This is a genomic window from Shimazuella soli, assembly GCF_022511585.1.
Classification (GTDB): Bacteria; Bacillota; Bacilli; order Thermoactinomycetales; family Thermoactinomycetaceae; genus Shimazuella; species Shimazuella soli.
Genome location: NZ_JAKWBN010000002.1, coordinates 131345 through 144267 on the forward strand (window position 1 = coordinate 131345; position 12923 = coordinate 144267).

The window sequence follows — 12923 nt, forward strand, 5'->3', positions numbered from 1 at the left end:
AACAGAAATAAGAAGAGGAAGAGAAATAATGAATTTTCAAGAAGAAGCACAAAGAGTATACGAAATGCGTCAAAAAGCCTTGCATGATGAAGTATCAAAAGAAGAAGCGTACAAAGAAGCATACAGAGAAGGTAGAATGCAAGTAAAAGAAAGAGTAGCGAAAATGATGTTACAAGAGAAAATGGATATTCAACTGATATCAAAAGTAACCGGTCTATTGGAAGATATTGTTTTAAAGTGGAAAAACAAAAGTTAGTGTGATCCTTACAATGTAATGCTTTAAAGTAACCGTTTGGGTTATTTTAAGGCTTTTTGTTTTCAAAATGAAAAAAGACAGCATTTCTGCTGCCTTAGTAAATTATAATTCCAAATGATTAAAATTTCCTTTTAAATATGTATTATTTGCCAATAGGGTCTTTGCGTCCAAAATAGGTCATGGAGACACCCCCTATACTTGAATCCCCCACTTCATATTGGCTTGAAGTTCAAACATTTTTTCGAGACATTGCATATAGGAAGTGTGGTCTTCTATTTTTTTATAACCATAGCACAAACCTAAAATTACTTCATGTTGTTTTTTTATTAATTTGTATTTTTTTGCTAATTCAAATGCCTTTTGCAGTGGATTTATCGCTTTTTGGTACTGTTTTTGCTCATGATAGCAATTTCCTAACAATATTAAGGAATCTAGCATAGCTAATTCATCTCGATTATTTTCGGAGATCAAAAATGCTTCAGATATGAAGGAATGCGACTTTTCGTATTCTTGTTTCGCGATATATAGTTTGCCTAAGTTTGTCAGTGCGTAAAAAATATCTTGATCTTCTACCTTTTCTCTGATGGATAATGCTTGAAAGTAATATTTTTCAGCCTCGATCGTGTCATTCATGCTTTCATATATTTCTCCGATCGTAATCCAAAGCGACACTAATTTATCAAACTTGCCATTAATTCTAGCTATCCTTACTCCTTCATCAGCAAATTCGAGAGCACTTTTATAATGTTTGGATTTCGTGAGTACCCCTGCAAAAATGACGTACATCTGCAAGATGGCATCTAGGCCGATGAGGGTCAAGACTTTTGTTCCGTCTATAACAGAAAGTCTTTCCCATAGTTGTTCCAATGTCTTTAAAGCTAGCTCGTCTCTATTTAATTGTTCGAGATAGTTTGCTTTATTTAAGAGTAAAAAATAGATGTTTTCTTGTCGTTTACCATCTTCACGAAATGCTTTTATTCCATTTTCCGTATGTTCCAAAGCTTTTTCGATGTCAAGCAGATGATAATAGATTCTTCCTTGTTCATTTAAAGAGGCTGCTTGCAGGTTAGAATCACTCAATTCTGGGCTTTTTTCAAGTAAACGAAGAACTTCACTAAAATGTTTTTCTGCTTTTCGCAGCATAATATCATTATTTTTCTTTCTCTTTCCAAAATAACAACGCCCTAATAAATAGTGGTATAAAGCAGAGAGCCGGCTGTCTCTTTTTAAAAAGCTCCATTCTCCTTCTAATCTATGTAAGGAATTATCGATATCAGCAGATATAATATCTTCTAAATATAGTAGCTCCGCTTCTAATTCTTTTTCTTTTTTCTCCGCTTCACTAATAATGCCGAAGAGTTCACCGCTCATGCCGATTTTTTTAGCATAATACTCCATTTTTTCTTCTGTGACATTTGGCAGTCCGCGTTCGATGTTGCCGATCGTAGCAGCAGATATAAATTCATCTGCTAAACTCTCCATGCTCTCTTTTATTTCCTTTCTCCGTTCTTTTAACTTTGCTCCTAGTATTTTTCTATTCATTTGTTACAACTCCCATAATGGAAATTATTTTTTTTATTATAAATTCGCAAGGGAATAGCAATTTCCTCTAAAAGAACAGAAATACATAATAAATAACCTGATAAATATAAATATTGAAATATTTAGATTTTAGTTTTATAATTCTAATATATACCAAATCGTATAAAGGGAGTCTTTTAGATGCTAAACGTACAAGATATATCGAGAACGAAGCCTCATGCATCAGATTTAACGCTGTATATTGAAGGTGAGGATGGATTTGAATCAGGTTTTATTCATCTTCAAAATGTTACTTTTTTCCGTTCTCCGTCAGGTATATCTATAATTTTTAGCTATGAAGATTAAAAATATAATTTTTTCAATCATCAAAGACCATCCGAATCTAGAATTATCCAAGTGTTTAAACGGTAATAAGTGGGCTAGACATGATGTATTGAATTTCCTAGAGAGATTAGAGTCTTTGTCCCAAGTAAATCTTCATCACTATAAAAAATTTGTAAAGCTATGTGCAAGTGATAAATTAGTAGAATTTTATACGTATCTGAGATTTTGTATGATGAAGGGTGAACTGGAGAGAGCAAGGAGTTGTATTCAACAATGGTTGGAGAAAGACACCCCGTAAATATGTAAAAGAAATCAGAAAGAAACTACCTGATGTGAAGGCATAACACAAACATCTTCGGCTTGTTACCGAAAATAGATTCCACTTTATGAATTCAATAGCGACTCAAATAATGCGAACAGAATAGCGTTTTTTCTATTTTGCAACTTTCTTACAAAAGAAAGTTGCTTTTTTAGGTTCAAAAAGAATCTAGTGGAGGATATTTTTCCTAATTATCAGAAGTGACATGCAATGTTAATTGACGTAAAGATATTCAGTCTCTTGGTGCACGGTTGTTGCTGTAGTCTGCAAGCAGCATTCAATTAGAAGATGTAATGATGTACATTAATCAGCATAAATAATTTGAAGGAGGGAGGAATTGAAGATTACTTCAATAGACTTGATTCTGGACGCTAAAGCTGAACTCGGAGAGGGACCGAGTTGGGATGCCTGTAGGAAAGTTCTTTACTGGGTTGATATTACTAGGTTTAGGCTGCATGTTTATAATCCTTACACGAAAGAACATACCGTTTTTAATACCGGACAGTATATTGGTGCTGTAGTCCCAAGGCAATCTGGAGGGGTAGTTATGGCAATGGAGCATGGTTTCTATGCTTTTGACTTCGAAACAAAAAAAATGACACTGATTGGCACAGTGGAATTAGATAAGCCAAACAATCGGTTTAATGATGGAAAATGTGATGCAGCAGGACGTTTTTGGGCTGGAACGATGAGTCATGACTATACTCCTTATGCGGGAGCATTATATGTACTCGACGCCGATTGGACAATAAGAAAAGTTCTTGACCGTGTAACTATCTCAAATGGAATTACTTGGAATCCAGACAGTTCCATCATGTATTTTATTGATTCTATGACTAAAAAAGTGATGGCATTTGATTATAATTTGGCAACTGCAGAGATGTACAATCCAAGAGTTGTTGCCAAATTCAAAGATGAAAGCAGTATGCCTGATGGGATGACATCAGACGTAGAAGGTATGTTATGGATAGCTGTTTGGAATGGTCACAGCTTGACACGATGGAATCCTAACACATGCGCACTGCTTGAAAGGATAAACATTCCTGCAACTCGCCCTACTTCTTGTGTGTTCGGTGGTAAAAGTTTGAGGAATCTTTACATTACCTCAGCACGTATTGGACTAGAAGAAAGTATATTAGCAAATGAACCTCACGCAGGAGGTTTGTTTGTTATGAAAACAAATGTAAAGGGATTGCCTACTTATGCTTTTGGAGGGTAAGTGATTTTGTAAAAGAGGAAATCAACATCTCTATTCAACATGGAGACATTAAGGTTATCGATGTGAGTAGGGATTGATGAATACTGATGAAGAAAGGAAAGTACGATTAAGGAAGACGCTAGATGTTTTTGTTTTTTAAGACGAGTTTTGTTTCACAAATTTCTTTTTAATTAGTGCCACTCCTAACAAAAGTAAGGGAAAAATAAATCCAAATGTTAAGGCATAAAGCGGCCAAACATTAGTATCAAATGATATAAGGTAACTTAAATTTGGGACGATGATGATAGATAATGGAAGCAAGATCATTGCCATTGGCAATGTAAGCGGGCGATAATCGGAAAGATTTAACGTCTGTGAAAGACATAATACCATGATATAAAAACAAAAGGTTATCTTAAAATAGATGGTAATAAACCAAATGAGCGCAATAATAACTTCCACCCGTTGAATAAATTCACCAATTTCAATTTTCTTCGCTAGTTCAAAACTAGCATAGATATTACTTGCAGAACTTTCGGCACCTAAAACTAATATACTTATCAATGTAATCGTAAATAATACAGTTCCTCCTATTAAGGTTCCGACTAAAAATGCTTTTCCTGCTTTTTTTGGATTTTCTACATTTGGAAATACCATCAAAAACAAAATAAGTTCCAAAAAAGGGAATCCGATATAAGGAAATGAGGATCGCAAGACAGATTTGATTCCTTTTGCTAGTATCGGTTGAATGTGTCTCCATTCGAGGTCTGGAATCAGAAATAGAACAAATATAGAAAATAGCAAAATAATCCATGGGAAAAACCATTCCGAGGTTCGGGCTATATTCGAAATGCCATACCGAACTCCAATTACTACGATGAACAGATATACAATGTGAATCGCTGGAATAGGAGTTTCAGGAAACATGGATGAGGTTAGAAAATCACCGAGATTACGCAAGACAAGTGTATTTATAATGAGAGAAAACGAAAAGAATAGAACCGAAAGAAGTGTACCTAAACCTTTTCCCAAGATTTCTTTACTAGATTCTACTAAGGTTTTGCCGGGAAAGACACTGGCCAACACATTATAGAGCCATACTAACAAAAGTCCAGCGCCCATTCCAACAATAGCGGAAATCCATGCATTTTGTTTTGCTTCAGCAGTGAGTAAGGACGGAATCAATATGATGGAGGTACCAATGATGTATATACTAATCATTTTTTGAAATTGAGTAGCTTCGATTTTCTCTTTTTTTATCATATGGTAGGTACTCCTCTGCTAATATCCGTAAATGATCCTAATCCACTCTAAGGGAGTTGGGACTTCGATTCCGATACTTACGACGATGTTTAGTGATATCCCAGCAAGCAGCAAAATAGAAAAAGTATATAATTCTTTTTGTTTTTTTTGTTTGATAAGAGATGGAGCTTCCATGACTGCGATGATGATCCCGACAACTAGAATGATAATGACAGACCACACCACATTTTATTCCTCCATTCTTTCTGTTAATGATTTTGTGGTTTTAAACATTTTTTCAATTTTTGATTTTACTTCAACCTTTACTTCGAGATCAGAAAATACTTGATCCCAATTTTTTTTCACTCGTTCCCAATATGCAGGGGAACTTCGCTCCACTTCTTCTCCAAATCCAAAAATGTCTGATTTATATTTTTGTTGTACCGTATTTATCGCAGATACGATGGAGTTTTTAACTTGGTTTTCCGTTAATTTTTCTACTTGTGAGATGGTAGATGGTGTTGTGAAATCCATTTCACATTGTGCATCACTTATGACGCCTTTTGTTTTTAGTTTGAGATGGATTACAGGTTTGTTATGCTTCATGATTACTTTGGTATCAGTTTTCGTACGAAGTAGTTCCACCGCTAAGTTTTTGCTTGTGTTCTTTGGGCATTTTAGAACAACAGAAGTACTTTTTATGTTTCCTTGGGTAAAATTGTATCCAATACTTTCTTTCTCATTTAACCAACCCAGCAGTTTATCTTTTTTAAAAACAGCTAGCTCTCCATAGGATAATCTGAGAGGTGTAGAGATTTTCTCTGCATTTTCTTTCTCATTTAGGAACTTTTGATCGCCGGTCATCTTAATTCCTGATAATACTGGTTCTCTTCCTTTGCTGATGATAGCAGAAATAAAGTCGTCAATTTTAACTGCTGTGGTTTCTCCCCATGCTTTGGATGAATTCTCAAGAGCAGATTTCAGTTTCGTTGAAGGCATTTTCTCCAGAGCAGTAAACACTTTTAGAACATCTTGCGCTTCGTGATTTTTAGCTATTGCAACATAAAAATCCCTTCGATATTCATGATCTCGTATGATATGATCTAGAACCTTACTTACACCTTGTTTGGCGAATTTTTCTCCGAAAATAAGTATTTGTAGTTGCCCAACATATATTTTTCTTGTACCCCGATTTGTCATTTTTCTTGCAGCTTCTTGTATTCCTTCTCCTTTTGTTTGAAACAAAATAACAGGGGCAAGGTTGGAACTACCACCCTTTTGTCCTGAAATGCCTTCTGGAATAAGAACTTGATCCGTTAATAAAATTTTCTTATCTGCCTTATCTATTCCAATTGCAACCGCAACTGCTAGATCATTTAATTCACGACGATTCCAACATCCGACGATAAGTACAGTACAAATGACAAAAATGAGTGTCTTGCATAATCTTTTCGTATTAGCCACTTTCTTCAGGCTCCTCTTCGGAAACTGGTGAACTGTTTTCACGAATTACATTTTCTTCACTTAAGATTTTCGGACGTGTCGTCATTTTCCACCAAGGAACGCGTACCAATATATCCTTTTTATCCTTGGGGATGTTGGGAGCAAATGGAGATAGGTAGGGAACGGCAAAAGAACGTAAATGACAAAGATGTTGGATTAGCCAAATGAAACCTGCCATAACGCCAAACAGACCGAAAGAAGCTGCTAGAATCATCATCCCAAAACGCAGTATACGAAAGGCAATTGCCATGTTATAAGAGGGGACAGTGAAACTGGCAATCGCTGTGATAGAAACGACTATCACCATTGCTGGTGAAACGATACCTGCTTGGATTGCTGCTTGACCAATTACCAATGCCCCTACAATGGAAATTGCTTGGCCAACTGTTCGTGGCAGACGAGTTCCCGCCTCACGTAAAAGTTCAAACGTGAATTCCATTAGTAAAGCTTCAATGAAAGCAGGAAATGGTATTCCCTCTCGCTGAGATGATAAACTGATTAATAATTGTGGAGGAAGCATGTCTTGATGAAAAGTCGTAATGGCAATATATAAGGCTGGGCCTAGCAAGGATATAAACAAAGCGATAAAACGAAGTATGCGTAAGAGTGTTGAAATATCAGCACGCTGATAATAATCTTCAGCTGTTTGAAAAAATTGCGTTATAATTGCTGGAACCATTAGAACAAAAGGTGTGCCATCAATCAAAATGGCGATACGTCCCTCTAGTATCCCAGCCGCAATCACATCAGGTCTTTCGGTATTATAGATTGTGGGAAAAAGAGTAAATGTTTTATCTTGGATTAACTCTTCGATATATCCACTTTCCAATATCCCATCGATTTCAATACGACTGATTCGTTCTCGAACTTCTTTTACGACTTCTTCCTTGACAATGCCGTTAATATACATAATAGAAACACTGGTTTTCGTGACACAGCCCACTTGGAAATTTTCCAGCCATAGGTTAGGGTCTTTGATCTTTCGCCGTACTAAAGAGATATTTGTGGCAATATTTTCAGTAAATCCTTCCTTTGGCCCCCGTATTACGGTGTGGGTGGTAGGTTCCTCGATTGCACGCTGTTCCCATCCTTTGGAAGTAAGCAATAAACAGCGATCATATCCTTGACATAAGAGAACAGTATCCCCAGATAAAATTGCCGTTAATAAGGTGTCAAAGCTTTCCGTTTCTCGGATACCACCGATCGGAAGTAATAATTTTTTTATCCCATCTAGCAAGTCTTTGTTTTCCGATGGCATCGTTTGGGAAGGATTGTTTTCATTAAGTGACATTAAAGGTTCCATAATGAATTGATTGACTAATTTTGCATCTGCCAAACCGGACGTATAAATGATTGCTACATCATCTTTACCGAAAATCCATTTTCTTACTATGATATCTGGGCTATTACCCAAAGATTTTGTAATCTGTTGAATATTGTCTTGGAGTTCTGTTTTTAAAACAAGTATTTCACCGGTGTTAGTTTTTTTCGCTTTGGTCATCTGAGAACGCTTGGTTTTGGTAAATGATTTGGTTTTCATATGAGAATAAACTCCTAGAAATAACTTAATATCCAGTTTTCCTTTTAGTAAATAATTGTATACATATTTTGGGGATTAAGAGGGATATCGTAATATAAATTAGCATTGCTTATCCGTATTCAACTGATAGCCCCGAAGCTTATATTTTTTGACCAAGTTAAATTTTTGCTTGTGCACTCTGTTCGTTTTCATACCAAACTTTGTGCTTGTTCCCACTATCATCTCGATAGGAGATGGGAAGGTACTTGAGCAAGGTTATCGTAGTAAATATTAGCTCCAGTGGCTAGAGCGATCCTGTTAGCTTTTTGGGGAGACACCAGCTTTGCAGGCTTGTTGTCTTTCTTATAAGGTACAGTCCAATTATATCCATACAAAGGAAACCCCATCATATGTCATCAACACCACAAAATCAGCTATTTTTCTATGAAAAGCATAATCATGTTCCCAGCACAAGTAAGAGAAATATTGCAAAAAAATGAACCGACGTCGATGAAGAAGTCGGTTTCTGTTTACTGGAAAATGTATATTCTTTGTTAAGAAATATGAGATCTAATCTTGCTGATCAAGATATTTACTGAGACCTAACATGGTTTGGTTTATATTTTTGATGCGATTTTCTACTTTTTTTGCAGCAGCATCAAGCGTATACCCATCGGCTAACAGCTCTTGAATTAGGATGATTTTTTTGATGTCCAAATAACTATATTTTCGTGTTCCTCCCTCACAATCCTTCTTAGATTGAATGATTCCTTTATCTTCCCAATACCTTATTTTTCTTGTTGGTAATCCTGTTATGTCTGAAACTTCACCAATTCCAATCACCAATTTACTGAGAAGTTGATAATCAAAAAGCCATTCTTCATTAGATGGATGTTCGCTCATATTTTTCACCTCTATTCTCCAACTATTGTAGATATTTTACATGAAATGAAACAAAATCGCAAAAATTTATACGTAAGTTATTGACTTTTATTGTAGATAAGTTACAATATAGGTAATAAATAAACAAACAAGGCTAATTATTTTCGCTGATTGTTTTTGCGGAACAAGCTTCTTGGGAGGTACAACATGGAAAAAGCATTAAAATCTTCTTCGTTTTTGGCAGCAAGTAAAAACTATGTTCTTCTATCAGCAGTATTATTTTGGTGCGGTTTAATAATCGTATCTGGCTTATATGTGACGATCCCTTTATTTTCTAGTATTGCGAGTGCTTTTCACATATCATTGAATCAAGCATCTTGGTCTGGGAGTATGTATTCCTTTTGTTATGCGATTGGGTTTTTATTATTTGGCTCTTTTGGGGATCGTTTTGGCAACAAACGAATGATTTTGATTTGTTTAGGTTTGTTGGCGATTATCTCTCCCTTAATAGGTTTTATTCATCAATTTCAAGTTTTGCTAGTGCTAAGAAGTCTACAGGGTTTCGTTGCTGCAACTTTTGTTCCTGCTGCTCTTTCTTATGTCGTCAAAGTATTTCCAGTAGATAAAAGGGTGACAACCATTGGAATTGTAAGCTTTGGTTTACTTACAGCAGGGGTTTTGGGGCAATTGTTCAGCAGTTTGGTCAACCAAAGTTTTTCATGGGAATATTGCTTTTATTGGATAGGAATTATTTATTTTTTCACTTTTGTTCTTTGTTTATTTGCTATTCCAAAAGAGCCAAATAGTGATAAAAAAATAAGTTTATTCCCATCTCTGCAAGATTTTCGTAAAGTGTCTACGGATAAGAAGCTGGTATTATGCTATGTGATCGCTGTTTCGGTATTACTATCTTTTGTCGGTATGTATACAACTCTTGGAGGCTATCTGGTTCAGTTGTCAAAAGATATAAATGATCAAACATTGCTAGTAATTCGTGCCATTGGTATAGTCGGGATGATTACGTCTTTATATGTAGGACGTATGGTTGCAAGGTTTGGGGCATTTGTAGTACTTCGAGGAGGTTTAACATTAGCAGTAATTGGTCTTGTACTACTTGGGGTTTTTACTAATATACCTTTTTTAGTCATCATGAGTGTAGTTTTTGTAGGGGGGATATCGGTATTGATCCCTAACCTTATCGGGATAGTGAATCAATTAGGCGGTGAATTGCGAAGCACAGCGATTTCGGTTTATACTTTTATCTTATTTTTAGGAGCAACAATTGCTCCATCGCTCGTCATTAATTTGGTACCAGTAGTTGGGTATGCATTTACATTTGAAATCTTAGCTTTATTTTTAGGTTTAGCTTTGGTAACATCTTTATTTTTAAAAGAAAGCAAATAAGGAATTCAGACATTTATATATATTGATGAAAAGATAGTTCAAGGTACAAAAGATAAAAACAAAGGAGCAACCATAAAAGATTGTTCATATTCTAATCGGAAAAAAGATTGTCCTGAATCTTTGCAAAAAGTATAATTTTATTTATGTGCACAGTCTTATCGCGAAAGGAAAATGAACATATTGGTTGCGAGAAAGTTTGGATGGTTAATTGGTAGTTTATTATTGGTTATTGTATTAGCCGGTTGCGGAAATAGTGGAGTTTCCACGGATGTACTTGAGCCGCTTTGGACAAAACAAGTGAATCAGGAAGTAACACCTTGGATGAAGGATGTATTTGCTCCTGTTTCTTCGAAAGTATCTTCGGAGCTTATCTTTTACTCGGATACCAATTGGGATGTTCCAGAAGACAAGCTCCCTAATTACAAATATGGTTTACAACATGCCAAAGAAACCGTAAATGGTGATTTGGACCCGTTGCTAGTGGTTCATGTGAAGTTGAATGAACCCTTTGAAGCCTATGAAATCAATCAATTAAAAGAACAAATATGGTCTGCTATCCAGCAATTGAAAATAAACGGAATCAAGAGTGGGAAAATAAAATTGGAATATGGGCAGCAGACATATTTCAGTGGTCCCATTCAATCCATCAATGAACCCGGAGATATGGAGCAGTATTTCACTATCAACTCAAAAGGTTAGGAAAGCTTGACCGCAAGGCATTTTTTTGGTACATATAGTCATTATCTATATCGGTAAAGAAAGAGTAGGAAAATATCAATCATTGAAGCGAACTGAGGATGGTGTGAGCTCAGTATGAGTATTTTCCGAAACGCATTCTTGTTAACTGCTGATCGGGGAACGCCTCGTTATCAAGGGTGAAGTGGTGCTTTTAGCACAAGCGGAGTGGTACCGCGGGCAAAACGCTCGTCTCCTTTTAGGAGATGGGTGTTTTTTATTTTAGGAGGAATGAAAATGGATTACAAACGCATTGTTGCTGTGCAATTATCGACTTGTCTTGGTGATATTTTGCGGGTAGAGGAAATCGAAAAAGTAATCGAGAAACCAAAAAAACAAAATCTAGGGGATTTTGCTTTTCCATGTTTTGTTTTAGCGAAGCACTGGAAAAAGGCGCCAAATGTGATAGCAAACGAGTTAGCACCTAAAGTCGTACATGATTTGTTTCAAAAAGTAGAAGCAGTAGGGCCTTATGTCAATGTTTTTCTTGATCAGAAGCAAGTGAGTAAGCAAATTTTAGATGAAATTTTGCGATTGGGTAATCAGTATGGAGCAAATAAAAATGGAAAAGGGGAGACAGTGACGATCGATTTGTCGTCCCCGAATATCGCAAAAGCTTTTTCCATGGGACATCTGCGTTCAACCGTAATTGGCAACAGTATAGCCAACATCGCTGAAAAAAACGGATATCGTCCTGTTCGAATTAATCATTTAGGTGATTGGGGTACCCAATTTGGGAAACTGATTGTTGCTTATCGCAAATGGGGAGATGAAGATGCCGTTCGTAAAAATCCAATCTCTGAATTAATGAAGTTATATTTGCGTTTTCATGAGGAAGCAGCAGATGATCCATCTTTAGAAGAAGCGGCTAGAGAAGCATTTAAACTGCTGGAAGAGGGAGATGCAGAAAACTTTGCTTTATGGGAGTGGTTTCGTGAGGAATCTCTTCACGAGTTTATGCGAATCTATGATCTGTTAGGTGTTCAATTTGACTCCTTTGCTGGGGAAGCTTTCTATAACGATAAAATGGAAGCTGTTGTAAAACTTTTAGAGGAAAAAGGTTTGCTGGTGGAAAGTGACGGAGCAAAAGTAGTTTCTTTGGAAGAGGAAGGTTTACCGCCTTGTTTGGTTCAAAAATCGGATGGAGCAACACTTTATGCCACAAGGGATTTAGCTACAGCGATCTATCGGAAAAAGGAGTATAACTTTATAAAGTCCCTTTATGTTGTAGGCAGTGAACAGAGTCTGCATTTTCAACAATTAAAACTAGTGTTAGAAAAAGCAGGCTTTCAATGGGCAAAAGATATGGAGCATGTTTCATTTGGGATGATGCTGCGTGACGGCAAAAAAATGTCGACCCGCAAAGGTCATGTTGTCTTACTTGAAGATGCTTTGACAAGTGCGATTGACCGGATTCGAAAAATCATTGAAGAGAAGAATCCTGCTTTAGGTGAAAAAGAAAAAGTGTCTCATGACGTGGGGATTGGCGCAGTTATTTTTCATGATCTCAAACATTTCCGTACGAACGATGTAGAGTTTTCCATGGAACAGATGCTTAACTTTGAAGGGGAGACTGGTCCTTATCTTCAATATACACATGCTCGCTGCCATTCACTGCTCAGAAAAGGGGAATATACACCTAGTACAGAAGCATTAGAGGTAGAAGATGAAGAAGCATGGCCAATTTTGTCTTTGTTAAAAGATTTTGATCAAGTAGTAAAATTGGCTTGGCGTGAATATGATCCATCTAAGATCGCTAGATTTGCTTTGGACTTAGCTCGTACACTCAATCAGTATTATGCGCATGTCCATGTTCTATCAGATGAGCAGAATAAAACTGCTAGATTAAATCTCATTTTTGCAACAGCGACAGTGTTAAAAGAAGCTCTCCGTATACTAGGGCTCCACGCTCCAACAGAAATGTAATCGAAATTTGACAGGGATGCCAAAGACATGCTAGAATAACAACATTGTGTAAGCAGAAGCGCCCGCTTCTCAC

Annotated in this window: 12 protein-coding genes and 1 other annotated feature (1 of these 13 cut by a window edge); of the genes, 6 read left to right on the top strand and 6 right to left on the bottom strand. The window is 36.4% G+C overall.

Annotated elements, in window-relative coordinates; genetic code table 11:
• Positions 1-28: 28 nt before the first annotated feature.
• Positions 29-256, top strand: coding sequence for a hypothetical protein (locus tag MK805_RS05600; RefSeq protein ID WP_240874587.1), 228 nt, complete (start codon positions 29-31; stop codon positions 254-256).
• A 192-nt stretch (positions 257-448) separates the two neighbouring features.
• Here the strand turns inward: MK805_RS05600 and MK805_RS05605 are convergent, their stop codons facing one another.
• The gene (locus tag MK805_RS05605; protein ID WP_240874588.1) at positions 449-1798 is read right to left on the bottom strand and encodes a tetratricopeptide repeat protein; all 1350 of its coding nucleotides are present in this window, start codon (positions 1796-1798) and stop codon (positions 449-451) included.
• A 180-nt stretch (positions 1799-1978) separates the two neighbouring features.
• Here MK805_RS05605 and MK805_RS05610 point away from each other — a divergent pair, with 180 nt between their 5' ends.
• Both MK805_RS05610 and MK805_RS05615 read left to right on the top strand, forming a co-directional pair.
• Complete coding sequence (locus MK805_RS05610; RefSeq protein WP_240874589.1) at positions 1979-2143, top strand: hypothetical protein; 165 nt, start codon at positions 1979-1981, stop codon at positions 2141-2143.
• A 635-nt stretch (positions 2144-2778) separates the two neighbouring features.
• Complete coding sequence (locus MK805_RS05615; RefSeq protein WP_240874591.1) at positions 2779-3660, top strand: SMP-30/gluconolactonase/LRE family protein; 882 nt, start codon at positions 2779-2781, stop codon at positions 3658-3660.
• Between the two features lie 135 nt (positions 3661-3795).
• On the opposite strand, the gene MK805_RS05620 is transcribed toward MK805_RS05615, so the two are convergent.
• The 5 genes from MK805_RS05620 to MK805_RS05640 form a co-directional block, all read right to left on the bottom strand.
• Positions 3796-4902 carry a GerAB/ArcD/ProY family transporter gene (locus MK805_RS05620; RefSeq protein ID WP_240874594.1) on the bottom strand — a complete coding sequence of 369 codons (1107 nt, stop codon included), beginning with the start codon at positions 4900-4902 and terminating at the stop codon, positions 3796-3798.
• An 18-nt stretch (positions 4903-4920) separates the two neighbouring features.
• Positions 4921-5127, bottom strand: coding sequence for a hypothetical protein (locus MK805_RS05625; RefSeq protein WP_240874595.1), 207 nt, complete (start codon positions 5125-5127; stop codon positions 4921-4923).
• A gap of 3 nt (positions 5128-5130) precedes the next feature.
• Positions 5131-6345, bottom strand: a complete 1215-nt coding sequence (locus MK805_RS05630) for a Ger(x)C family spore germination protein (protein ID WP_240874597.1) — start codon at positions 6343-6345, stop codon at positions 5131-5133.
• Positions 6338-7924 (bottom strand): spore germination protein, encoded by a 1587-nt coding sequence (locus tag MK805_RS05635; protein WP_240874599.1) that lies wholly within the window; start codon positions 7922-7924, stop codon positions 6338-6340. The genes MK805_RS05630 and MK805_RS05635 overlap by 8 nt, the downstream gene beginning before the upstream one ends.
• Before the next feature lie 549 nt (positions 7925-8473).
• Positions 8474-8806 (bottom strand): MerR family transcriptional regulator, encoded by a 333-nt coding sequence (locus MK805_RS05640; protein ID WP_240874602.1) that lies wholly within the window; start codon positions 8804-8806, stop codon positions 8474-8476.
• 186 nt (positions 8807-8992) lie between these two features.
• Here MK805_RS05640 and MK805_RS05645 point away from each other — a divergent pair, with 186 nt between their 5' ends.
• From MK805_RS05645 to argS, 3 genes are all read left to right on the top strand, one after another.
• Complete coding sequence (locus tag MK805_RS05645) at positions 8993-10189, top strand: MFS transporter (RefSeq protein WP_240874605.1); 1197 nt, start codon at positions 8993-8995, stop codon at positions 10187-10189.
• A 171-nt stretch (positions 10190-10360) separates the two neighbouring features.
• Positions 10361-10888 (top strand): hypothetical protein, encoded by a 528-nt coding sequence (locus MK805_RS05650; protein ID WP_240874607.1) that lies wholly within the window; start codon positions 10361-10363, stop codon positions 10886-10888.
• A 273-nt stretch (positions 10889-11161) separates the two neighbouring features.
• Positions 11162-12850, top strand: a complete 1689-nt coding sequence (argS, locus tag MK805_RS05655; protein ID WP_240874609.1) for an arginine--tRNA ligase — start codon at positions 11162-11164, stop codon at positions 12848-12850.
• Between the two features lie 44 nt (positions 12851-12894).
• Positions 12895-12923: a sequence feature (ribosomal protein L20 leader region), on the top strand; it runs 93 nt beyond the window's last position.